The organism is Nocardia spongicola (assembly GCF_047200775.1).
GTDB lineage: Bacteria > Actinomycetota > Actinomycetes > Mycobacteriales > Mycobacteriaceae > Nocardia.
In genome coordinates, this window is sequence record NZ_JBJZOO010000002.1 from 420,310 (window position 1) to 444,044 (window position 23,735).

Consider the following 23,735-nt stretch of genomic DNA (forward strand, 5'->3'; position numbering starts at 1 on the left):
GCGGGTGAGCGCATAGGCTGCGTGCCGTGAATCCGTACACGATTTTCGCCGACATCATCGCGGGGCGGGCGCCGTCGAGCAAAGTCTTCGAAGACGACGATGTGCTCGCGTTCATGGACATCCGGCCGATGACGCCGGGGCACCTGCTGGTGGTGCCACGGGTACCCGCGCGTAGCCTCGCCGAACTCGATCCGGTGATCGGCGGGAAGCTGTTCCAGGTGGGGCAGCGGCTGGCCGCCGCGCTCCGGTCCAGTGAGGTCGGGTGTGAGGGGGTCAATTTCTTTCTGGCCGATGGGGTGACGGCCGGGCAGGAGGTCTTCCACGTGCACCTGCACGTGATTCCGCGTACCCAGGGCGATGGGTTCGGCTTGCGGGGGCGGCCCACCCATCCCCAGCGTGCTGACCTGGACTATCTCGCTGCCTCGATTCGGGGGGCGCTCGCGGAGTGAGCAGCCACGCCCGGGGATGGCAGGGCCTGGCGCCACCCGACATCATCCGACCGTCGGGTGGCGCGGCAGCAGAACAGTAGGGTGGACGCCATGGCTCTCGACAGCGGAACGATCTCTGAATCCCACAGCGGAGCTCCTGCCGTGGCGGCGCCGATCGCGCAGCGGGTGCCCGTGGAACGGGTGCACCACGGCGACGTGTTCGTCGACCACTACGAGTGGCTACGGGATAAGGAGAATCCCGACGTCCTCGCTTATCTGGAGGCGGAGAACGCCTACGCCGAAGCGCGGACCGCGCATTTGGGTGCCTTGCGCGAGAAGATTTTCGGCGAGATCAAGGCGCGTACCAAGGAGACCGACCTGTCGGTGCCGACTCGGCTGGGTGACTACTGGTATTACTCGCGTAGCTATGAGGGCAAGCAGTACGGTGTGCACTGCCGTTGCCCGATCGCGACCGATGCCGAAGGTATCGACGAGTGGACCCCGCCGCCGCTGGACGCGCAGACCGAGGTCGCGGGCGAAGAGGTGCTGCTCGACAGTAACGAGCTGGCCGAGGGGCAGGAATTCTTCGCGCTCGGCGCGTTCTCGATCAGCCATGACGGCAATCTGCTTGCCTACTCGGTGGACACGACGGGCGACGAGCGTTATGTGTTGCGGTTCAAGGACCTGCGCACCGGGGAGCTGCTCAGCGACGAGATCGTTGGTACCGCACCTGGTGCCACTTGGTCGCTGGATGGCAGCCACGTTTTCTATCAGACTGTCGACGAATCGTGGCGCCCGGATACGGTGTGGCGGCACCGGCTCGGTAGTACCGATCCCGATACCAAGGTCTTCCACGAGCCGGACGAGCGCTATTGGGTGAGTATCGGCGCGAGCCGCTCGGAGAAGTACCTGATGATCTGGCTCGGTTCGAAGATCACCAGCGAGGGCTGGGTTTTGGAATCCGACAATCCCGAAGGCGAGTTCCGCGTATTGCTGCCGCGCCGTGAGGGTGTCGAGTACTCCGCCGAACACGCGGTGATCGGCGGTGCGGATCGCTTTCTGATCTTGCACAACGACGTGGTGGACGGAGCCAAGGCGGAGAATTTCGTCCTCGCTGAGGCACCGGTCGATGACCCGTCGAACCTGACGACGCTGATCGGGCATCGCGACGATGTGCGACTGGAGGACATCGACTGCTTCCGTGACCACTTGGTGCTCAGCTACCGGCGTGAGGCGCTCACCAGGATCGCGGTATGGCCGCTGACCGAATCCGGTTACGGCGAGCGCCGCGAACTCGGCTTCGACCTGGAACTCTTCGCTGTCGGCGTCGGCTCGAACCCGGAGTGGACGCAGCCGACCCTGCGGATCGGGCTGACCTCGTTCATCACGCCGATGCAGGTATTCGACTACGTCCCGGCCACCGGCGAACTGCTGTTGCGCAAGGAGCAGCCGGTACTCGGCGGCTACGACGCGAACGATTACGAGCAGCATCGGGATTGGGCGGTCGCCGAGGACGGCACCAGGATCCCGATCTCGCTGGTGCGGAAGAAGGGCGCGGATACCGGTACACCCGCACCGCTGCTGCTCTACGGTTACGGCTCCTATGAGGCGAGTATCGACCCGTCTTTCTCGGTCGCGCGTCTTTCGCTGCTGGATCGCGGTGTGGTTTTCGCGGTCGCCCATGTCCGTGGCGGTGGTGAGATGGGCAGGCTCTGGTACGAGCACGGCAAGACGTTACGTAAGAAGAACACCTTCACCGATTTCGTCTCCTGTGCCCGGCAGCTCATCGACACCGGCGTCACCACGGCGGACCGGATGGTGGCCGACGGCGGCAGCGCGGGTGGTCTGCTGGTCGGCGCTGTGGCCAATATGGCGCCGGAGCTGTTCGCGGGCATCCTGGCCAATGTCCCGTTCGTCGACCCGCTCACCTCGATCCTCGATCCATCTCTCCCGCTCACTGTCATCGAATGGGACGAGTGGGGAAACCCGCTGGCGGACAAGGATGTCTACGAATACATGAAGTCCTATGCGCCGTACGAGAATGTCGAGGCCAAGGACTATCCGGCGATTCTGGCCATCACCAGCCTGAACGACACCCGAGTGCTCTACGTCGAGCCTGCCAAGTGGATCGCCGCGCTGCGCGCCACCGCGACCGGCGATGCGCCGCTGCTGCTCAAGACGGAGATGAGCGCGGGCCACGGCGGGGTCAGCGGACGCTATGAGAAGTGGCGGGAAGTGGCCTTCGAGTTCGCTTGGATGCTCGACACGGTTGGTCTCGCCGAGGTGTAGCCGTTGGGTTACCCAGCGGCCCGGCGGTAGCGGTGCACCGCTACCGCCGACCTCACCGGATGTGCCGTGGTGTGGTGGAGTATTCGCCGCGTAGTCATGTGGGCTGCACATCGATGACATATGCGGTGGGCATCGTTGACTCATGAACGCTGAGCTGATCGTGTCGATTTCCGGGATCAGGGATACCACCACAGACGCGGCGTTCGAATTCGCCGAACAGATGGATCGACGTGGTGTGCCACTTTCCTTGCTGGTCGCGCCGCGGCTGAAGGGTAAATACCGGCTGCTCGACGATCCGGCTACACAGGAATGGCTGCGCAGCAGGCGGGCAGGCGGCGATGCCATCGTGCTGCACGGCTACGACCAAGCGGCCACCAAACGCAGGCGCGCCGAGTTCGCCGCGCTGCCCAAACACGAGGCGCGTTTGCGGTTGACCGCGGCGGACCGAGTGCTCGAACAGGTCGATGTGCGTACCCGCCTCTTCGCGGCACCACGCTGGAACGCCTCGACGGGTGCGCTGGAGGTATTGCCGGAGCTCGGTTTCCGGCTCGCGCTCGGACTCACCTCGATCATCGACCTGGAGCGCAATACGGCGCTGAAGTCCAGGGTGTACGGCCTCGGCGAGGGATTCCGCGCGGAGCCGTGGTGGTGCCGTGCGCTGGTACTCGGTGCCGCCCGTACCGCCCGCCGCGGCGGAATACTCCGCCTGGCCGTATCCGCCGTGCAGTTACAGCGCCCAGGGCCGCGCCAAGCCATGCTCGACGCTGTCGACCTCGCGTTATTCCATGGTGCGGTGGGCGCGACCTACCGCTGGGAGCCGTTTCCGGCAGCTCGGGCCGCGTGAATGCCTGCCGTCGCCCGCGAATGGGATAGCTCAGTGGCCGAAGACTATCTCTGTAACGGGAAGATGTGACCCTCACTATCCTTACTCACCGAGGGCAGGCCATACGGGCAGGATCAGCAGAGGTGGTCGACGGTCAAGTCCCGTGGGGTGGTGTAACAGAGGTGGTCACCGTGTGATCGGTTTACTCGGTCAGGCGGTGTGGCCTGTTCAGGGTGGTGTGATTTCCGTTGTCGGCACGGCGGGTGCCGCGGTGTGGGTGAAGCTACCCGCGTCCTCGCTGGTGAGCGAGGTCGTGAACGGTCTAAGGCGCAGTTGTTCGAGGCACCGGGCGAGGTCGGCGAGCAGCAGATCGGCCATATCGACGGTGAAACCGTGGCGGATCACCGCGCGCATGATCGTCTCGTCTTTCCGATCCGCGGGCAGCGGATACGCCGCGATCAGCCATCCTCTGGAACGGAGCCGGTCGGAGAGGTCGTAGAGGTTGAATCCGGGGGCTCCGGTCAGCCGCCAGCACACTGCCGCGATGCCACGCTGCGGATCGCCATCGTGGAGCAGTTCGAAGATCCTGATCCGGCGCAGGCCTTCGGCGAGGTGTCGTGCTACGTGGTAGATAGCGGACTGCACTCTGGTGTAGCCGGCGCGGCCCAAGCGGATGAAGTCGTAGTACTGCGTGATCGCTTGGGCGCCGGGCCGGGAGAAGTTAAGGGTGAAGGTGGCCATACTGCCGCCGAGGTAGTCGACATTGAAGAGGAGTTCTTCCGGTAGGTCATCGGCTCGGCGCCAGATCGCCCAGCCGCAGCCGAGGGGCGTGAGCCCGGTTTTGTGGCCGGAGGCGTTGATCGACTTCACCCTGGGCAGCCGGAAGTCCCACACCAGATCGGGCGCGGTGAAGGGGGCGAGGAAGCCACCGCTGGCGGCGTCGACGTGGATCGGGATATCCCAGCCCTGTGCTTGCTGGAGGGTGTCGAGTGTGGCACTGATTCCGGCGATATCCTCGAACAGGCCGGTGAAGGTCTGGCCTAAGGTGGCCACGACCATGATGGTGTTCTCGTCGCAGTGCTCCGCGAGATCGTCGGGGTGCAGGGTGAGCCGGTCGCCGCGCAAGGGAATCTGCCGGATCTCGACGTCGAAGTAGCGGACGAATTTCTCCCAGCAGACCTGTACCGGCCCGCAGACGAGGTTGGGTGTCCCGGTGCCGCCTCGGGCGCGCCAGCGGAATTTGGCGGCGAGCCCGCCGAGCATGGCCGCTTCACTGGAACCGATGGTCGAGGTGCCACGGGTGGTGGCAGGGTCCGGCGCGTGCCATAGGTCAGCGACCATGCGGACGCTTCGTTGCTCGAGTTCGGCGGTCTGCGGGTACTCGTCTTTGTCGACGATGTTCTTGTCCATGCATTCTGCCATCAACCTGCGGGCGTGGTCGTCCACCCAGGTGGTGCAGAAGGTGGCCAGGTTCATTCTGGAGACACCGTCGAGCATCAGTTCATCGTGCACGAGCTCGTAGGCGACTGGAGGAAGCATCTCGTGTGCCGGAAAACCGGTCTTCGGTGCGGCTCGGCTCAGTCCGGGCCGCGCGAACAGGTCATCGATTTCTTCGGATCCTTCAGACATGAACAAAGCTCCCGGTGTGGCTCGTGTGCGAGGTGTTGGAGCGGGGAGCCGAGGCCATCGGTCAGCAAGACGGGGGACCGGGTGTGCACTGTGTTCGACAGCGACTGCTCAGATGTGATTTTCCAGTTTCAGCACCTCGAGCGCGATATCCGGATGGTTCCGGACCGCCGCGCGCAGTTGCTTCATCGAACTCGCGTGAGTCTCGTTCGAGATCGAATCTCCGCGCCGAAATCAGGCCTTGTAGTAGCCGCCGATGGCTACCCAGGCCAGCCGTGCACGTAGGGACTGGAAATGGCCGGTCCTTGCTTGCTGTGCGAGTTCATCGAAGGTGCAGCCCGCGCGTCGCAGTGCATTTGTGATCGCGATCTCGGTGTCCTTCGGGCCCGCAATCATCACTGTCTCGTCAGGCTCGATCACGGCAGTCATCGGAGGTTCCTCCTGTGCGGCAATGAAACTCACTGTAGGTCTAGAGAATCACGTAGAGATGACAGTCGAGCGATACATGGGAACAGTCTCGATCAGTGGGTTGAGAATGCCTCCCGGATGCTTCGTGCGCAGCACGTACCCGTCAGTAGATGCTGAATTGTGACCTCTATCACTTCACGCTAGTCTGCTGGCCCCTTGTGCAAGCCACTGAAGCAGCTCATGCAGCCTTGCACCTGTTCGACGGTCGCCTTTCCGGTCATCGCATAGGCGATCCATGTTCTGATTCACGCACACCGCGACTGCCGCAGTGCCGAGGACCGGGATCCCGCCTGCGTGAGCGCTGCGCACCACTTATGCCTCCACCGGGCGACGGCTGCGTATCTGTGTCAGCGAGATGTCTTGGAAGAGCGCGAGATCGGCGCTGACCGATACTTTGTGCCGATGCGCATGCGGCCGGTTCCGTACCGAAAATTCGCGCAATCCATCCGTAGATTCGACGTATAAATAGAGGATGGTATATGTGATCGGCGAGCCGTGTGTGGATGTGATGGATCGGGCGTGCACGCAGGAATGCCCTACCGACTCCATCTACGAGGGCAAGCGTTCATTGTATATCCACCCCGACGAGTGCATTGACTGCGGTGGGTGCGCGGTGGTGTGCCCGGTGGAGGCGATCTACTACGAGGGCGACCTGCCTGCCGATCTCGAGCCCTACTGCGACGACAACGCCGCTTTCTTCGCCCAGACCCTACCCGGCCGCGACCAGCCACTCGGATTACCTGGCGGTGCAACCAAACTCGGCCCTGTCGGGGTCGATACCCCGATGGTGACCCAGCTGCCGAAACGGAATATCCGGCCGTAATACGCGAAACGGCAGCCGGGCCGGCTCGGGCCGCGACTCGTAGACTGATCGCGCACTGTATCCGGAGCGCTCGGTAGATCCGTATGGCAGCGCTTACAGGTCGGTGTCGTCTTCCGGTACGAGCACTCGAAATTCTGTTCCGGCCGGTGCCATTTCGGTCAAGCGGCCGAAGTAGATGCCCCGCGCCTCTGGCTGGATGATGCCGAAATGGATAGGTAGCGCGACCCGAGGGCCGACCGCGCGGAGATAGTCGACGGCCTCGCTGATCCGCATCCACGGCGCCACGGCGGGGGCGGCCAGCACACCGACCGGGACCGGTGGCACCCACAGTGAGTCGCCCGGATGCACGAGCTGGGCCGGGTCGTCCGGAGTGCCCAGCTGGAAGACCGTGTTGTCGATCACGGGAATCTCCGGATGGATGACGGCGTGCCTGCCGCCGCCACCCGTGATCTGCAATCCGCCGAGTGTAAGCACGTTGCCTGCGTGCACCGGCTCCCATGGCCCGCCGCGCTGCTCGGCGGTCTGCGGATCCGATAACAACCGTGCGCCGGGATTGGCCGCGATGAGCGCATCGATCCGGTCCGGATCGATGTGGTCGGGATGCTGATGGGTGACCGCGATCGCGTCCAGGCCGGTGAGCCCCTCGAAGCCATGGGAGAAGGTGCCTGGGTCGAACAAGATCTTCGTGTCGTGTAGCTCGACGAGGAGACAGGAATGACCGAAGTGAGCTATGCGCATCCGATCATGCTATCGACGCGATGGGTCGCTGCCCGGCTCATTCGCCGGTGCCGCCGAGTCTTGGCCTACCCCGCGGATGTCGCTTCCGACCAGCACAACTACGCTGCTGAGGTACCCCCCCCAACCACATGAGGAGCAACGCGTGGCACGAGTCGTGGTCGAGGTGATGCCGAAGGCCGAGATCCTGGATCCGCAGGGGCAGGCCATTGTCGGCGCACTCCCGCGCCTGGGATTCGAGGGCATCTCGGATGTGCGGCAGGGCAAGCGATTCGAACTGGACGTCGACGACGATATCGACGACGCGACGCTGGAACAGATCGCCGAATCACTGTTGTGCAACACGGTGATCGAGGAGTGGAAGGTGGTTCGCCTCTCATGACCGCGCGGATCGGGGTCATTACGTTTCCCGGCACGCTCGACGATGTCGATGCCGCACGGGCGGTGCGCTCGGCCGGTGCCGAGGCTGTCGGTCTGTGGCATGCCGATGCCGACCTGAAGGGCGTCGACGCGGTGATCGTCCCTGGCGGCTTTTCCTACGGCGACTACCTGCGGGCAGGTGCTATCGCTCGGTTCGCCCCGGTGATGACCGAGGTGGTGCGCGCGGCGGGTGCCGGAATGCCGGTGCTCGGTATCTGCAACGGTTTCCAGGTGCTGTGCGAGGCCGGATTGTTGCCCGGTGCGTTGACCCGCAATGAAGGTCTGCACTTCATCTGCCGGGACGAGTGGCTGAGCGTCGAGTCGGTATCCACGGTATGGACCTCACGGTTCGAGCCGGGCGCCCAGATCCTCATCCCGCTCAAGTCCGGCGAGGGCCGTTACCAGGCTTCGGATGCGGTACTCGACGAGCTGGAAGGCGAGGGTCGGGTGGTGTTCCGCTATGCGGGTGACAATCCGAACGGTTCACAGCGCGGTATCGCTGGTATCGCCTCGGCAAACGGCCGGATTGTCGGCTTGATGCCGCACCCAGAACACGCGACCGAGCCCCTGACCGGACCCAGTGACGACGGGCTCGGGTTGTTCCTTTCGGTGCTCGACACCCTGGTTTCCGCCTGAGCTGGAGTTTCCTTCTGAGTTCTGCGCCGAGAGTGGCCATGCGGGCCCTGGCTCTGGCGATATCGGCTCAGGCGATGCGATCGACGATGTCGAGCTCGGTGCCGTAGGCGTGGGCGAGGTAACCGTGCCGGATGAGCTGGTTACCTCGGAAACCCCCGATCTCGCCTCGGGTTTCCAGAAGCAGTCCCTGGTCGAGGGTGCCGAGGATCTCCGGCACCGCCAGGGATCCGGCCGCCTGCGCCAGCGCGCTCAGGGTATGGATGGCTTCGTAGGCGGCATTGCCGAAACTGCTGAGTACAGGGGCGAACGCCCCATGCCGCTTGCGGTAACGGATCATCCGGTCGCGTCCGTCGGAGGTGCGGTTGTCGAGGAAGAAACTGGAGGCGACGAAGAAGTTGCGGTTGGCTTCCTGGCCGGCGGCCAGCAGCACGTTCTCGTCGGCGGCCGGGCTGAACCGGAGCTGTGTCGCGGCGCGGCCGGTGGCCGTGTACTGCAGATTGAAGCGGGCGACATCGGCACCGACCATCAGGATCACCACCGCATCGGCCAGGTCCAGCGCCGGGTGGTGGAGGAAATCGGAGAAGTCAGGGAAGCCGAGTGGAACGAACTGTTCGAGCACGATGGTGGCCGGGGAAACCAGACCGGTGCGAATCGCCTCGGCGGTCCGGCGTGGCCAGATGTAATCGTTTCCGATGATCGCCCAGCGCTGTACGCCGTATTCGCGTTCGAGCCATCGCATGGCGGGTACGGTCTGCCCGGCGGGGTGTTCGCCGAGCAGTAATACACCGGGTGGCTCGTCGGTCGACCCTTCATGGCTGGTGGCGTACAGATAGGGCACCCGGCCCGCGGCGGCGTGCGCTACCGCGCGCCGGACTGCGGAGGTGTGCCAGCCGGTGATGGCGTGTGTCATTCCCGTGGCCAGCAGTGCCGAGACCTCGGTGGCCACCTCGTGCGGTGGACGCCCACCGTCGATATTCGTAGTGCGAATTTCCCTTCCCAGAATTCCCGCACCTCGGTTGATTTCATCCACAGCCAGGGATATCGCTGCGAGGCAGGAGGGTGCGACGATACCTCCCGGGCCTTGTAACGGGACTATGTTGAGGATCTCGATGGTGTGTTCCGGGCTCTCGCCGAACGTCGCCATTGGGTACTCTTCTTCTCGTTCGAGCGAAATTCATGGCAGGCAGGAAAACGGGAAATAATGACGCCTATTGTAAGCGGAAATCAGACGCTGCATGGCGCGTTGCGTGCCGCGGAGCGCGGTTGGGTGCGGTATTTGGACGCAGCGCTGTGTGCCAGGAAACTTTCGCCGGACCAGTGGTCGATGCTGTCGAATCTATGTGTCGACGAGGGGATGACCATGACCGAGCTGGCGGCGAAATCGCAGATCGCACCATCCTCGGCTACCAGGCATGCTGATTATCTTGCTGAACGTGGCCTGATCTTCCGGCTCGCCGCGCAGGACGATCGGCGACGCATCGTGATCGGCCTCAGCAGGCTCGGGGCTGATCTGGTCGCCGAGGTACGAGCACAGGAGGTGCGGGCCGAGCGTGAGTTGCGGGAGAGAATCGGCGCGCGCCGATATGTCGAACTCGTGCGATTGCTCGATCTGGTTTCACTCGTCACTGAGCAATATGCGTAATGTATCAAAGCATCCGAGATTCATCCGATGAATTCTGGGAATATCCGATATGTCGGTACCGGTGAATTATTCCCGCTGTAGTGCTCGGGTGGGAAACCATGGGAGCGGGAGATCATTCGTATCCGATGGTCGCGCGGTGCGTACTGCGGGTAGTGCCGTATAGCCGGTATTTGTGCTGCCCGGTGCCACGGCTGTAGCAGGCCGCTAGCGGTCGGCTTGCCTAGGATCGCAGGCATGCCCGTTTCTGCCACCACCGCTACTGCCGCCGAGCTGTGCGCGTTCATCGATGCTTCGCCCTCGCCGTTTCACGTCTGCCGAACTGTCGCCGCGGAATTGGAGCTGCGGGGATTCACTCGGCTCAACGAATCGGATGTGTGGCCTTCCGCGGGCCTGAACAGGCACTATGTGGTACGCGGCGGGTCGCTGATCGCCTGGTCGGCCACGGAGGTGCCGGAGACGGCCCCGTTCCGGGTGGTCGGCGCGCACACCGACAGTCCCAATCTGCGCGTCAAGCAGCATCCGGACCTGGCCTCGGCGGGCTGGCAACTGGTCGGCCTCGAACCGTATGGCGGCGCTTGGCTGAACTCTTGGCTGGATCGGGAGCTCGGCATCTCCGGTCGGCTGAGTGTGCGTGCGGGAAACACCGTGCGTGAGCGGTTGGTTCGGATCGATGAGCCGATTCTGCGGGTGCCGCAGCTGGCGATCCATCTGTCCGAGGACCGCCGCGGTGTCACGCTGGATCCGCAACGACATCTCAACGCGATATGGGGTGTGGGGGAGCAACCGGGCGCGTTCCTCGATGTCGTGGCCGAGTATGCCGAGGTCGACCCGGGCACGGTGCTCGGCTGGGAGCTGATGACCCATGATCTGGCGCCGAGCAGGCTGGTGGGCCGGGAACAGGATCTGGTCAGCGCGCCTCGCTTGGATAACCAGGGCACCTGTTTCGCCGGTCTGCGTGCTTTTCTGGCCGCGATCGATGAGCCGGGCGCGGCGGTTCCGGTGCTGGTCATGTTCGATCACGAAGAGGTGGGCAGTCAGTCCGATCGTGGTGCGCAATCGGATCTGCTTCCCGCCGTATTGGAACGTATCGTGCTCGCACGTGGCGGTGGTCGCGCCGATTATCTTGCCGCGCTGGCGGGTTCGGTATGTGCCTCTGGTGATATGGCGCATGCCACCCATCCCAACTATCCGGAGCGGCACGAACCCGCGCACCGGATCGAAGTGAACGGTGGTCCGGTGCTCAAGGTCAACCAGAATCTGCGCTATGCCACCGATGCCGCCGGGGCCGGTGAGTTCGCCTTGGCCTGCGCACAAGCCGGAGTTCCGTTACAGCGCTATGTGCACCGCGCCGATCTGCCCTGCGGTTCCACCATCGGACCCATGACCGCGGCGCGCACCGGTATGCCGACCGTCGACGTCGGCGCCGCGCAACTGGCGATGCATTCGGCGCGAGAACTGATGGGTGCTTCGGATGTCCCGGCTTATGCCGCGGCGCTTGCCGCTTTCCTGACTCCGGAGAGCGCCGGGCGGTAGGTGGCGGCCGCGATGACGAATATCGCGAAAGTGACCAGCACGTAGCTGCCTCCGATGAGCTGTTGCCACCAGGTCCAGCCCAGCTCGTGGTCGTCGGAGTGCGGCAACAGCCATTGCGGCCCGATCAGGAACAGTGCGGCGCAGGCCGCGGCCGGTGCGATCAGCCATGGGTTGCGGGTTCCCCGCGCCATACGGTCGGCGGCGACTATAAGCACGGGCGCGATCCACACCCAGTGATGTGACCAGGACACCGGCGAGACCAGCAGCACCGCCGCGGCGTTCACCAGCAGTGCCGCCACGGTCGCGCCCGCGTCGATCAGCCTGCGCATCCATACCGCGGCGAGCGCGATGGCCAGCAGCGACAGTGCGATCCACAATGCTGTGGCTACCGAATCAGGCACGCCGAGGCGGAATATCACACCCTTGATGGACTGGTTGCCCGCGAAATGCGGCGGTCCGATCCGGCCGGTATCGGCGAGAGTGTGGAACCAGTAGTCCACCGAATCACTGGGGAACAGCAGAAAACCGAGGCCGACCGCCGCGATCGCGGACGCGACCAGCGTGCCCGCGGTCTTCCAGTCCTTGCGCAGGAGGAAGTACAACAGATAGCCGGCCGGGATCAGCTTCACCGATACGGCGATGCCGATCAACATGCCACGCGGCCAGAACGGTTTGCGTACCAGGCAATCCAGTGTGATCGCTGCCATCAACACCAGGTTGATCTGGCCGAAACCGAAGGTCTGCCGAATCGGCTCGAACAACTGCGTCACCGCGACCGCGCCGATGACGAGGGTGAGCGTGGTCAGCCGGGAGAATTCGGGGCGCAGCCGGGCCAGTACCAGCCACAATGAGATACCGAGACTCGCTATGGAGGTGGTGATCACCAGCACTGTGGCGACCGTGAGCGGCATCAGGGCCAGCGGTGCGAAGAACAGCGCGGCCAGCGGGGGATATGTGAACGGCAATCCGATCCCGTACACCGGTGGCATCGGGCCGTACAGCTCGCCGCCGTCCAGCCAGACGCGGGCGCCGTTGCGATAGACCTGCAGATCGATGTAGCCGTACCACCACTGCGTCAGCAGCGATACGAGCACTGATGTCGCGAACAGCGCGATAGCGGCGATCAGCCAACGTACCTGGGACACCGGCTGCCTCGGTGGTGTGCTGTCCGGAGCGGTTATCGACTCTTCGTTCCTGGATGGCTCTTCGTTCCCGGATGGCGCGGTGCCGGTGGTGATCGACCGCGTATCCGGATTCGCAACCCCCGATCCATCGTTCACCGGCTCAGCGTAACCGGTCCGTTCGGTCGTTCGGTCGTTCGGCCCATATGGTGACACCGCACGTCGGACGATACGTCCCTCGATCGGCGCCCCCGGCGGGTAGCACTGTGGTGGCCTCGTCAACATGGCCCGTACCCAGTGCCTCTAGACTGACGCTCAGGCATCTCGCCGCAACCCAGTGACAATGCTCGTCGCTTCACAATGCCCGGCCGAAAGGACCCTGGTACTCCGTGACTCCGCAGGTCGACACCGTCAGCGCAGCCGCAGCAACCCCCGATGCGCCGCAACCCTACAAAGAACTCGGCCTCAAGGACGACGAGTACGCCCGCATCAAGGAGATCCTTGGGCGCAGGCCGACCGACGCCGAGCTGGCCATGTACTCCGTGATGTGGAGTGAGCACTGCTCTTATAAGTCTTCGAAAGTGCATCTGCGCTACTTCGGTCAGACCACCACCGAACAGATGCGCGAGTCGATGCTCGCGGGCATCGGTGAGAACGCGGGTGTTGTCGACGTGGGTGACGGCTGGGCGGTCACCTTCAAGGTCGAAAGTCACAACCATCCCTCCTATGTCGAGCCGTATCAGGGCGCGGCCACCGGGGTCGGCGGTATCGTGCGCGACATCATGGCCATGGGCGCGCGCCCGATCGCGGTGATGGATCAGTTGCGTTTCGGTGCGCCGGAAGCGGCTGATACCCGTCGCGTCGTGGACGGTGTTGTGCGTGGAATCGGCGGATACGGCAACTCGCTCGGCCTGCCGAACATCGGTGGTGAGACCGTATTCGACCCATCGTATCAGGGCAACCCGCTGGTGAACGCGCTGTGTGCCGGCGTGATGCGGGTCGAGGATCTGCATCTGGCCTTCGCCTCTGGCACCGGCAACAAGATCGTGTTGTTCGGCGCGCGCACCGGGCTGGACGGCATCGGCGGGGTGTCGGTGCTGGCTTCGGACACGTTCTCCGGTGACGAGTCCGGCGCGGGCCGCAAGAAGTTGCCTTCGGTACAGGTCGGTGATCCGTTCACCGAGAAGGTGCTCATCGAGTGCTGTCTCGAGCTGTACGCCGCCGAGCTGGTCGTCGGTATCCAGGACCTGGGTGGTGCCGGATTGTCCTGTGCGACTTCCGAGCTCGCGGCAGCAGGCGACGGCGGTATGCGCATCGAGCTGGACAAGGTGCCGCTGCGCGCGGCGAATATGACTCCGGCCGAGGTGCTCTCCAGCGAGTCGCAGGAGCGTATGTGCGCGGTGGTCACCCCGGAGAATGTGGACGCGTTCCTGGCCGTATGCCGTAAATGGGATGTGCTGGCCACGGTGATCGGCGAGGTCACCGATGGTGACCGTTTGGTGGTCACCTGGAATGGGGAGACGGTCGTCGATGTGCCGCCGCGCACGGTCGCGCACGAGGGACCGGTATACGAGCGTCCGGTCGCCCGCCCCGAGGAACAGGACGCGCTGGTCGCTGCCACTCCCGACGGGCTGACCAGGCCGAAGAATGCCGATGAGCTGCGAGCCACGCTGCTGCGGATGATCGCGAGCCCACAGCTGTGCAGCCGCAAGTGGATCACCGAGCAGTACGACCGCTACGTGCGCGGTAACACCGTGCTCGCCGAGCATGCCGACGCGGGTGTCATCCGGATCGATGAGAAGACCGGCCGTGGTATCGCGCTCGCCACCGACGCCTCCGGCCGCTACACCAAGCTGGATCCCTACACCGGCGCGCAGCTCGCGCTGGCCGAGGCCTACCGCAATGTGGCTACCACCGGCGCGACACCGAAGGCGGTTACCAACTGCCTGAACTTCGGTTCCCCGGAGGATCCGGCGGTGATGTGGCAGTTCCAGCAGGCGGTGCGTGGCCTGGCTGATGGTTGCGTTGCGCTCGGTATCCCGGTCACCGGTGGCAATGTGAGCTTCTACAACCAGACCGGTCAGACCGCGATCCTGCCGACCCCGGTAGTCGGTGTGCTCGGGGTACTCGACGATGTGCACCGCCGTATTCCGACCGGGCTCGGCCTGGAGCCGGGGGAGACGCTGATCCTGCTCGGTGAGACGCATGACGAATTCGGCGGTTCGATCTGGTCGCAGGTCGCCCACGACCATCTCGGTGGTGTTCCACCGAAAGTGGACTTCGCCCGCGAGAAACTGCTGGCCGAGGTGCTGACCGCCGGATCGAGGGACGGCATGATCAGTGCCGCGCACGATCTTTCGGAGGGTGGTCTCGCCCAGGCTGTCGTCGAGGCCGCGCTCGCGGGCGAAACCGGTTGTCGCATTCTGCTTCCCGAGGACGCGGACCCGTTCGTCATGCTGTTCGCCGAGTCGGCGGGCCGGGTGCTTGTCGCCGTACCACGCTCGGAGGAAACTCGATTCACTCGCATGTGCACCGCGCGGGAGCTGCCCTGGGTGCGTATCGGCGTGGTCGATCAGGGGTCGGATTCGGTGGAGGTCCAGGGCCGGTTCGCTATCACCATGGCCGAGTTGCGGGCTGCCCATGAGGGCACGCTGCCGAAGCTTTTCGGCGCGGGCACGGCCTGATCGCAGCGTTCCCTGTCGTGTGGTGGGGAAATCGTGGTGAGGAAAGCGGAGGTGTGAACGTGCACCCGGGGACCTGGACCCCTCGTTTACCGGGCTCCCGGATGCACGTGTGTCAGGCGCCGGACGCGACCCGAGTCACTGTGCGCACCGGGTCGGTCGGGAGATGCCCGGTGTACTCACGGGTAGGAATTCTGCCGAGTACGAGACGGGGGCACACGAGTACAACTACTCGAGTGGACTGCGTAGTAGGCCGGGACGCGGTCGTATCGATGGCGGATCTGCTGTTGTGCGCCCCGGATCGGGGCCGATCATGGCCACGTTGTCGGTACAAAGTGCTGAATCGTCGGTAGCGACCGCCATACTGGTCGGGTGCTGGAGACCGCTGGGGCCATGCGAAGGCTACGTGCGCGTGCCGTCGCAGTTATTCGGCGTGCCGAGGTGATCATCGACCTGAACTATGCCGGGCTGGTGGTCGCCACGGTGTTCTTCGCGCTGTCGGTAACGCCGTCGCTGCTGCCGCGGGACTGGTTGTTCCAGGGTTTGATCAGCGGGATCAACGCCGCGCTCGGATACGGTGCCGGCTGCCTGCTGGAATGGATGTTCCGGCTGTGGGTGCGGCCGCATCTCACGGTTTCCCCACCGCCGACCTGGGTGCGTTACGCGGTCAAGTCGGCGATCCTGATCACCGCGGTGCTCAGTGCCGCGCTCATGCTGGTGCAATCGGCGCGATGGCAGCGCGAAAGCGCAGCACTTATGGGGATGTCGGGCACCACAACCTCTGCCTATCTGCGCGTCGGAGTGCTCAGTGTGGCCGTCGGCATCGTGGTGGTCGCGGTGTACCGGACGGTGCGCGCGATCGTCCTGTCTCTGGCCCACCTGCTCAATCGGTGGGTGCGGGTACCGCGCGAGCTGGCACCGTCCATGGGGTTGCTCGTGCTGGTGGTGTGCACAGTCACGATCTTCAACGGTGTCGCCTCACGGGCGTTCTTCGCGGTAGCCAACTCGGCTTTCAGTGTACGCAACGAGCGCTCTTTGGCCGAGGCCATCCAGCCGCAGCGGCCGGAGCGTTCCGGCAGCCCGGCCTCATTCGCCGCATGGGAGACGCTCGGTTACGAAGGGCGGTGGTTCGTCTCACACGGCCCTACTGTCAGTCGCATCGCCGCGGTCACCGGGCGACCGGCCAAGGAACCGATCCGGGTTTATGTCGGCCTGGATTCGGTCGAAGGCGAGGAGAAACCGGCCGATCTGGCAGTGTCCGAACTGGAGCGAACCGGGGCGTTCGACCGGCAGGTGCTTGTGGTGGTCACCACAACGGGAACCGGGTGGGTGAGCTCCATGGCGGCCGGGGCGATCGAGTACATGTACGGTGGCGACACCGCCATCGTGGCCACCCAGTACTCGTATCTGCCGAGCGTACTGTCGTTCCTGGCCGACCGTGGCAAAGCCGCCGCGGCGGGTAAGGACTTGTTCGACGCGGTGTACCAGCACGTGGCAGTACGGCCACCGGAACTGCGACCCAAGTTACTGGTATACGGGGAGAGTCTGGGTTCGCAGGGCTCGGAGGCGGCGTTCGATGGGCTGGCCGAGCTGCGGGCCCAAGTAGACGGCGCGCTATGGGTCGGCCCGCCGAATTCCAACCGGCTGTGGCGGCAATTCGTCTCCCGTCGCGACCCTGGTTCGCGCGAGGTGCAGCCGGTATACGCGGACGGGCTCGTGGTCAGGTTCGCAGCCAACCGTGCCGAGCTGGCACTGCCCTCATCGGAATGGCGTCCGCCGCGCATTGTCTATCTACAACACGCGTCCGATCCGATCGTCTGGTGGTCGCCGGATCTGATCTTCTCGAAGCCGGATTGGTTGTCCGAGCCGAGGGGCTCGGATGTCTCCACCCAGATGCGTTGGTGGCCGTTCGTGACCTTCTGGCAGGTCAGCGCCGACCTCACCAACGCGGTGGGAGTCACCGACGGGCATGGACACCGGTACGGCAGCTTGGTACTGGATGGGTGGGCGGCTATCTTGCCGCCGCCGGACTGGACACCCGAGCTGTCCGAACGGATCCGGGCTGCCCTTGTGGCCGAGGAAGAGTACGAGCGGGAGATCAAATGAGTGGTGTGCGGGTCGCGGGAACCGTTGCGGCCGTTGTTTTCCCGCTCGCCTGGAGTGCGGTGGCCCTGCCTCGGCTCGATGTCGGTGTGCGCGGTAGAACCGTGGCGACAGCCGGATTCGCCACCGGCTACGCACTCACCCTGCGCAGCACGCCGAACTGGCGTTCGGCTCGCGGGATACGCTACGGCCTGCTGGCGGCCTCGACAGTCGTGGCAGGTTATGGTGCGGCCCTCACCTTTCCATCGGTACAGCAGCGGGCGGCTGCGCTCCATGGGCGCAGCCCGGGGGTATCCCTGCTCGAATGGGTTGTTGTGCATATTCCGATCGGCACCGTGTATAGCGAGGAGCTCATCTTTCGCGGCACGCTGGACCCCTTGCTCGACGATTCGTTCGGGGCCGGAACGGGCGCACTACTCGGTGCGGTGATATTCGGACTCTGGCATATCGCACCAGCACGGGCGGCGGGCGACAGCGTGCTCGGCACGGTAACCACCACCACCGCGGGCGGCCTGGTGTTCGGGGCACTGCGCCGTGGCACCGCTGGTACCGCCGCCCCGGCGCTGCTGCATCTGGCGATCAACGCGGGTGGCGCGATCGCCCCACATCTGGCGCGCAGGCTCGACGGTCGACGCCTCGACCACGCCCCTGCGCCGCGAGTATCCGCGCGAGCTGGCACTATGCGAAAGCGAAAGGTGCGCCAAGCGAAGTGAGGTCGGCTCGGTGGCAGGACGAGGGACGGTTGATCCCGCGCAGATGCGGGCGGCGGTGGCGGCGGTACGCGAGTGGCTGTGCGACGAGTCGGTCGCCGCGCCGACCCGCACCGAGCTCGCGGAGGCAGTGCGGACTACCGCGCGGTCACTGGCGGCCTCGGCTCCAGGGCACTCGGTAGAGGTCCGGGTACCGCCATTCGTCGCGGTGCAGTGTGTCGAAGGCCCACGACATACCAGGGGCACCCCGCCCAATGTCGTGGAGACCACTCCCCGGACATGGCTGCTCCTGGTTACCGGCCTGCTCGACTTCGATACCGCGGTGGCCGCTGGTGCGGTCCACGCCTCGGGTACCAGGGCGGCGGAAATAGCCCACTGGTTACCGCTCACCCGGGTGCGCGGTAACTGAGGTGAGCTGCTCGAGTGCGCCGCCCGCACCCGAGTCAGGACGCTCTCCAGCAGGCGAGCTCGAACCCGGACGAGCTCAATCCTGGAGGATATTGCTGCGCTCGAGTCCCTTGCGGTCGTAGAAACGGGTGAACACGGTGCCGAGCACCAGCCCGACCGCGAGACCCAACAGTGCCATCCATACCCCGCGGGAGAGTCCGGCCTGGAAACTCGAATCGAAGTACAGGATCGACCGCACGCCGAGATACACCTGATGCATGGGCTCGAACTCGGCAAGCCAGCCGAAGTAGCGTGGTGTCGCCTCGATCGGCACGGTGCCGCCGGAGGACGGCAGGCCGAGGATGATGAACAGGATCAGGTTCACCAGCAGACCCGCAGAGCCGATTGCGGCCAGGGTGGACAGTCCGGTTACGCCCACCGCGGTCATGGCGAGCACGCTGTAGAGGAACAGTGCCAGCGGGTTGTCGATCGGCATATCGAGCAGCTTGCCGACGAGCAGGAACACCCCGGCGATGACGTTCGCCGCCACCACGAAAACGCCCCATTTGATCAGCAGTGTGGTGAATCGCGAAATGGGTGTCGGCGGGTAGTGCACGTACCACGGACCGTACTCGGTGGGGACGAAGCCGAGCTGAGCATCGATCATGGTGTGGATGACCATCGCGCCGACCACCCCGGCGAGCAGCAACAGCAGCGCGTAGAAGAACGCGGTCAAGCCCTGGCCGCTGCCGCTGGGCAGCGGATAGTATTCCTCTGTGATCACCTGAATCGGCTGCGCCAGCACAATTCTGGATGCACCGGACAATTCGGGTGCGGGTGGGCCGCCGGGTTGCTGGGTCAGTTGCGCATTGACCCGCTCGGTCAACTGCTCGCCGACCTGCTTGTTCACCGCGGTCAATGCCTCGTTACTGATCCGGAGCGCGATCTGGGTGGCGTACGCGCCGGTGCGCGGATTGGTTTGCACCGTGATGATCGGTTGTTGGATATCCCCCGGTATAACGCTTCCCATACCGAGAATGCTGAGTCGCTTACTGAAATCACTCGGGATGATGATCGCACCGTAGAGTTGCCCGAGCCGCATCTGCTGTTCCGCCTCGTTGATGCCGAGCATCCGCAGATCGATCTTGTCGGCAGGCACCCGCTGCCGCAGGCCCTCGCTGATCTGGTCGCCGAAGTTCACTCGCTGCTGGGTTTCGCTATCGGCGACATCGCCCAGATCCCGGTTGACCAGCGCGATCGGGAAGTCGTGCAGGTTCTTCTCCGGATCGGCGACATAATCGAGATACATGATGCCGAGCAGGGTGGTCAGCAGGACCAGCACTCCGAGCGGGAGCAGGACCATACGCGGCCATGGCCGCCGAACCTCGGCCGCATTCGCTCCTGTGTTGCTCGTGTCGTCCGTATTGGTCACGGTGCGCACCGTAGCAGTTGCCGGTACCGGAAAGCCGTAACTGCGCTCACCTCGAATTGCTGTTCGGATGCGGTGGCGGTGTGAGAGCGCGGATTCCCATCCGTAGAATGAATGTGCCCCTCAGCCCGTCCGAAAGGGAGCACACGGTGACCAACGCCGAACTGCCGGTCGACAGCACTTCCGCCGGCTCGTTTTCCGCCTCGGATATCGACGAGAGCGAGCCGCGCGAGGAGTGCGGTGTCTTCGGAGTCTGGGCGCCGGGGGAGGAAGTGGCCAAGCTCACCTATTACGGCCTGTACGCATTGCAACACCGCGGGCAAGAGGCGGCTGGCATCGCGGTATCGAACGGTGCGCAGATCCTCGTCTTCAAGGATCTGGGTCTGGTCAGCCAGGTCTTCGATGAGCAGACGCTGGCCGCTATGCCTGGCCATATCGGGGTCGGGCATTGCCGCTACTCCACTACCGGCGGGGTCACCTGGGAGAATGCCCAGCCCATCTTCCGCACCACCGCGGTCGGTTCCGGGCTTGCGCTGGGGCACAACGGCAATCTGGTCAACACTGCTGAATTGGCGCATCGCGCAAGGGAATTCGGACTTATCGGCGCCACGATCCATGATGGACGCCCCCAGCCGGCCGCGGCGACATCCGACTCCGATGTGGTCACCGCGCTGCTCGCGCACGCCGCGGCCGATTCAAGTATCGAGCAGGCCGCGATGGCGCTGCTGCCTACCTTGCGTGGCGCGTTCTGCCTGACTTTCATGGACGAGAACACCCTGTACGCCGCGCGTGATCCACACGGTGTTCGCCCGCTGTGCCTCGGCAGGTTGGAGCGTGGCTGGGTGGTAGCCAGCGAGACGGCCGCACTGGATATCGTCGGCGCCTCGTTCGTCAGGGAGATCGAGCCGGGCGAGTTGCTGGCGATCGACGCGGACGGTGTGCGCTCGATGCGTTTCGCCAACCCCGAGCCCAAGAGCTGCGTCTTCGAGTACGTGTACCTGGCCAGGCCGGACAGCGCCATCGCGGGCCGGTCGGTGCATGCCACCAGGGTGGGGATCGGCAGGCGCTTGGCGAAGGAGCATCCGGTCGAGGCGGATCTGGTGATTCCGGTGCCCGAATCCGGAACCCCGGCCGCGGTCGGCTATGCCCAGGGATCGGGATTGCCCTACGGACAAGGCCTGATGAAGAACGCCTATGTCGGGCGCACGTTCATACAGCCGAGCCAGACCATCCGCCAGCTCGGCATCCGGCTCAAGCTCAATCCGTTGCGCGAAGTCATCCGTGGTAAGCGCCTGATCGTCGTGGACGACTCGATCGTGCGTGGGAACACGCAACGCGCGCTGATCCGGATGCTGCGTGAGGCGGGTGCGTTGGAGATCCATGTGCGGATCGCCTCGCCGCCGGTGAAATGGCCGTGTTTCTACGGCATCGATTTCGCTTCGAGGGCCGAGTTGATCGCCAATGGTACGGGGACCGAAGGCGATGTCGCGGATATGGTCGAAGGCGTGCGCCGATCGATCGGCGCCGACACTCTCGGCTACATCTCACTCGAAAGCATGATCGCCGCGACCGAGCAGCCGCGCTCCCGGCTGTGTTCCGCGTGTTTCGACGGTAACTATCCGATCCCACTGCCCACCGAGGTGGCCTTCGGGAAGAATGTGCTCGAGGGCGCGCTGAATGGCAAGTCCGAGGCAATGCCGCTGCGCGAGAACACGAATGCGAGTGCGCTGAGTCGTTCGTGACCGCTTAGCCGTTCGTGACCGCGGGTTGTCGCTGGCTCGCTGTGCTCGGATGCACCGGCGATCCGCCGTATCACTGTTTCGGCATCGCTGTTTCGATTCGACGTGGCACCGGAATCGGTCGATGACATCGCGCCGGTGAGTCCCCGTACCGCGCGTGGGTAGTGCTCTGGTTGTCGCGTGCTGCGCTGTGGCGCATTTGAGACATCGTGTGGGCGCACTCGGGCTCTCGCGCGCCACGGCCTGCGTGGATGGCCGGGTTTTCCACCTCTTTCCAGTGACGTGCGCGCGATCTGCAGGGCTGTCAATTTTTTTCTTTGAAAACGTAACGTGTCGAAAATGCTTCGGCGGTACCGTGCCCTTCGGACCGAAAGTTCAACTGTGTTCGTGCCAAGTCGGTGCTCCACGGCTGCCTGGTGCGGCGCTAGAGAAGTGGAATAGTGATGAGGAACTCGAGGATTGGGCGAAGGCCGGGAACGCGAGCTGTCGCGGCGGCCGGCCTGGTAGCGCTGACCGCATCGGTGGTGGCGGCCTGTGGCTCCGGACGGACCGACGATGCCGGAGGCAGCGCCGGGCTGGTGGTCGGTACCACCGACAAGATCTTCTCGCTCGACCCGGCTGCTGCGTACGATTACGGGTCCTTTGCCGCGGAAACGCAGATCTACCAGCACTTACTCAATTTCGCACCCGGTGATGCGACCCCAGCGCCCGATGCGGCGCAGAAGTGCGAGTTCACCGCGCCCACGGTGTATACCTGCACATTGAAAGAGGGATTGACGTTCGCCAACGGCAACCCGCTGACCGCGGATAGCGTCAAGTTCTCCTTCGACCGGATGCTGCGGATCAATGATCCGAACGGACCGGCGTCGCTGCTGGGCAACCTGGACAAGACCGATGTCGTTGACGCGAGCACTGTCGCGTTCACGTTGAAGATGGCCGACGATCAGACCTTCCCTTCGGTTCTGGCCACCCAGGCAGGCCCGATCGTCGATGAGCAGGTGTACTCGCCGGACGCGGTGATGTCGGATGACGATGTGGTGCGGGCCAAGGGATACTCCGGCCCGTACACCATCGAGAGCTACGACAAGAACAAGCTGGTCGAGTACCGGGCATTCGACGGCTATGACGGCATCCTCGGCGCCCCGAAGACCGAGACGGTGTCGACGAAGTACTACGCCACCTCCGACAATATGAAGCTGGACCTGCAGAACGGGTCACTCGATGTCGGATACCGGTCCTTCACCCCCACCGATATCGAATCTCTGCGCAACGACAACAGAGTCGCCGTGCACGAGGGCTCCGGCGGTGAGCTGCGCTATATCGTGTTCAACCTGAACACCATGCCTGGCGGCACCCCGGAGCAGAAGCTGGCCGTACGCAAGGCGATCGCCTCTAGCGTCGACCGGGACGCACTGGCCGACAGTGTCTACAAGAAGACCTATGTGCCCGCGTACTCGTCGGTGCCGCCGGGTGTCCCCGGTGCGGTGGAGCCGTTCAAGGACATCTACGGCGCACAGCCGAACAAAGACCAGGCCGCGAAGTTCCTCGCCGATGCCGGTATCGCGACCCCGGTCGAGCTGAACCTGCAGTACAACCCGGACCACTACGGCTCGAGCAGCTCTGAGGAGTACGCGGCGATCAAGTCGCAGCTCGAGGCCACCGGGCTGTTCCGGGTGAATCTGCAGTCCACCGAGTGGGTCACCTACCAGAAGGAACGGGTGCAGGACACCTACCCGCTCTATCAGCTCGGCTGGTACCCGGACTTCCCGGACCCGGACAGCTACCTCACCCCGTTCTTCGGCCCGAACAACTTCCTGCAGTCGCACTTCGAGGACCCGGGTATCACCGCGCAATTGATCGCTGAGGTGACCGAGCAGGACGAGGCCGAGCGGATGCAGCAGATCGAGCAGTTGCAGCGTGATCTCGCGCAGAACTTCCTGCCGATCCTCCCGCTGCTGTCCGGTAAGCAGATCGCGGTATCGGCCACAGGCATACAGGGTGTGGAGCAGACGCTCGACGCGTCGTTCAAGTTCCGCTATTCGGTGCTGAGCAAGTGAGTTCTGCGCACGCAACCGGGCCAGAGCAGGTAACCGCGTCGGATCCGACGCCGTCGCCGACTCTGGCCCGGCGTTTCCGTCTGCC

Annotated in this window: 20 protein-coding genes; 14 read left to right on the plus strand and 6 right to left on the minus strand. The window is 64.5% G+C overall.

Annotation, left to right across the window (positions count from 1 at the left end; translation table 11 throughout):
- Positions 1 to 26: 26 nt before the first annotated feature.
- From ACL02S_RS06970 to ACL02S_RS06980, 3 genes are all read left to right on the plus strand, one after another.
- Positions 27 to 449, plus strand: a complete 423-nt coding sequence (locus tag ACL02S_RS06970) for an HIT family protein (RefSeq protein WP_412801466.1) — start codon at positions 27 to 29, stop codon at positions 447 to 449.
- Positions 450 to 539: 90 nt separating this feature from the next.
- Complete coding sequence (locus tag ACL02S_RS06975; RefSeq protein ID WP_412801467.1) at positions 540 to 2,717, plus strand: S9 family peptidase; 2,178 nt, start codon at positions 540 to 542, stop codon at positions 2,715 to 2,717.
- 142 nt (positions 2,718 to 2,859) lie between these two features.
- Positions 2,860 to 3,561, plus strand: a complete 702-nt coding sequence (locus tag ACL02S_RS06980; RefSeq protein WP_412801468.1) for a DUF2334 domain-containing protein — start codon at positions 2,860 to 2,862, stop codon at positions 3,559 to 3,561.
- A gap of 207 nt (positions 3,562 to 3,768) precedes the next feature.
- Here the strand turns inward: ACL02S_RS06980 and gad are convergent, their stop codons facing one another.
- Both gad and ACL02S_RS06990 read right to left on the minus strand, forming a co-directional pair.
- Positions 3,769 to 5,169: a glutamate decarboxylase gene (gene gad, locus ACL02S_RS06985; protein WP_412801469.1), complete on the minus strand. Its 1,401-nt coding sequence runs from the start codon at positions 5,167 to 5,169 to the stop codon at positions 3,769 to 3,771.
- A 231-nt stretch (positions 5,170 to 5,400) separates the two neighbouring features.
- Positions 5,401 to 5,595, minus strand: a complete 195-nt coding sequence (locus ACL02S_RS06990) for a hypothetical protein (RefSeq protein ID WP_412801470.1) — start codon at positions 5,593 to 5,595, stop codon at positions 5,401 to 5,403.
- A 511-nt stretch (positions 5,596 to 6,106) separates the two neighbouring features.
- On the opposite strand from ACL02S_RS06990, the gene fdxA reads away from it, so the two are divergent.
- Positions 6,107 to 6,457, plus strand: coding sequence for a ferredoxin (gene fdxA / locus ACL02S_RS06995; protein ID WP_412801471.1), 351 nt, complete (start codon positions 6,107 to 6,109; stop codon positions 6,455 to 6,457).
- Between the two features lie 93 nt (positions 6,458 to 6,550).
- Here fdxA and ACL02S_RS07000 read toward each other — a convergent pair whose 3' ends face one another.
- The gene (locus ACL02S_RS07000) at positions 6,551 to 7,195 is read right to left on the minus strand and encodes an MBL fold metallo-hydrolase (protein ID WP_412801472.1); all 645 of its coding nucleotides are present in this window, start codon (positions 7,193 to 7,195) and stop codon (positions 6,551 to 6,553) included.
- A 142-nt stretch (positions 7,196 to 7,337) separates the two neighbouring features.
- Here ACL02S_RS07000 and purS point away from each other — a divergent pair, with 142 nt between their 5' ends.
- Together purS and purQ are read left to right on the plus strand one after the other, a co-directional pair.
- Entirely contained in the window at positions 7,338 to 7,574 is a 237-nt protein-coding gene (gene purS, locus ACL02S_RS07005) for a phosphoribosylformylglycinamidine synthase subunit PurS (protein WP_412801473.1), read from the plus strand.
- Positions 7,571 to 8,248 (plus strand): phosphoribosylformylglycinamidine synthase subunit PurQ, encoded by a 678-nt coding sequence (purQ, locus tag ACL02S_RS07010; protein WP_412801474.1) that lies wholly within the window; start codon positions 7,571 to 7,573, stop codon positions 8,246 to 8,248. The genes purS and purQ overlap by 4 nt, the downstream gene beginning before the upstream one ends.
- Before the next feature lie 67 nt (positions 8,249 to 8,315).
- On the opposite strand, the gene ACL02S_RS07015 is transcribed toward purQ, so the two are convergent.
- Positions 8,316 to 9,392 (minus strand): substrate-binding domain-containing protein, encoded by a 1,077-nt coding sequence (locus ACL02S_RS07015; protein WP_412801475.1) that lies wholly within the window; start codon positions 9,390 to 9,392, stop codon positions 8,316 to 8,318.
- A 57-nt stretch (positions 9,393 to 9,449) separates the two neighbouring features.
- Between ACL02S_RS07015 and ACL02S_RS07020 the strand changes: the two genes are divergently transcribed.
- Together ACL02S_RS07020 and ACL02S_RS07025 are read left to right on the plus strand one after the other, a co-directional pair.
- Positions 9,450 to 9,890 (plus strand): MarR family winged helix-turn-helix transcriptional regulator, encoded by a 441-nt coding sequence (locus ACL02S_RS07020; RefSeq protein WP_412801476.1) that lies wholly within the window; start codon positions 9,450 to 9,452, stop codon positions 9,888 to 9,890.
- A gap of 234 nt (positions 9,891 to 10,124) precedes the next feature.
- Complete coding sequence (locus tag ACL02S_RS07025; protein WP_412801477.1) at positions 10,125 to 11,423, plus strand: M18 family aminopeptidase; 1,299 nt, start codon at positions 10,125 to 10,127, stop codon at positions 11,421 to 11,423.
- Here ACL02S_RS07025 and ACL02S_RS07030 read toward each other — a convergent pair.
- Positions 11,372 to 12,703 (minus strand): glycosyltransferase 87 family protein, encoded by a 1,332-nt coding sequence (locus ACL02S_RS07030; protein ID WP_412801478.1) that lies wholly within the window; start codon positions 12,701 to 12,703, stop codon positions 11,372 to 11,374. The two genes, ACL02S_RS07025 and ACL02S_RS07030, sit on opposite strands and share 52 nt — an antisense overlap.
- Before the next feature lie 230 nt (positions 12,704 to 12,933).
- Here ACL02S_RS07030 and purL point away from each other — a divergent pair, with 230 nt between their 5' ends.
- The 4 genes from purL (at position 12,934) to ACL02S_RS07050 (ending at position 18,447) form a co-directional block, all read left to right on the plus strand.
- Positions 12,934 to 15,228, plus strand: a complete 2,295-nt coding sequence (gene purL / locus ACL02S_RS07035) for a phosphoribosylformylglycinamidine synthase subunit PurL (RefSeq protein WP_412801479.1) — start codon at positions 12,934 to 12,936, stop codon at positions 15,226 to 15,228.
- Between the two features lie 369 nt (positions 15,229 to 15,597).
- The gene (locus ACL02S_RS07040; RefSeq protein WP_412801480.1) at positions 15,598 to 17,331 is read left to right on the plus strand and encodes an alpha/beta hydrolase; all 1,734 of its coding nucleotides are present in this window, start codon (positions 15,598 to 15,600) and stop codon (positions 17,329 to 17,331) included.
- Complete coding sequence (locus ACL02S_RS07045) at positions 17,328 to 18,041, plus strand: CPBP family intramembrane glutamic endopeptidase (protein ID WP_412801481.1); 714 nt, start codon at positions 17,328 to 17,330, stop codon at positions 18,039 to 18,041. Before ACL02S_RS07040 ends, ACL02S_RS07045 begins: the two co-directional genes overlap by 4 nt.
- Before the next feature lie 10 nt (positions 18,042 to 18,051).
- A complete protein-coding gene (locus ACL02S_RS07050; RefSeq protein ID WP_412801482.1) occupies positions 18,052 to 18,447 on the plus strand; it encodes a sterol carrier family protein in 396 nt (131 codons plus the stop codon).
- A 75-nt stretch (positions 18,448 to 18,522) separates the two neighbouring features.
- On the opposite strand, the gene ACL02S_RS07055 is transcribed toward ACL02S_RS07050, so the two are convergent.
- Positions 18,523 to 19,788, minus strand: a complete 1,266-nt coding sequence (locus ACL02S_RS07055) for a YhgE/Pip domain-containing protein (protein ID WP_412801639.1) — start codon at positions 19,786 to 19,788, stop codon at positions 18,523 to 18,525.
- Between the two features lie 215 nt (positions 19,789 to 20,003).
- Here ACL02S_RS07055 and purF point away from each other — a divergent pair, with 215 nt between their 5' ends.
- Both purF and ACL02S_RS07065 read left to right on the plus strand, forming a co-directional pair.
- Positions 20,004 to 21,596, plus strand: coding sequence for an amidophosphoribosyltransferase (purF, locus tag ACL02S_RS07060; protein ID WP_412801483.1), 1,593 nt, complete (start codon positions 20,004 to 20,006; stop codon positions 21,594 to 21,596).
- Positions 21,597 to 22,036: 440 nt separating this feature from the next.
- On the plus strand, positions 22,037 to 23,650 hold the full coding sequence (locus ACL02S_RS07065; RefSeq protein WP_412801484.1) for an ABC transporter substrate-binding protein: 1,614 nt from the start codon (positions 22,037 to 22,039) through the stop codon (positions 23,648 to 23,650).
- Positions 23,651 to 23,735 lie beyond the last annotated feature (85 nt).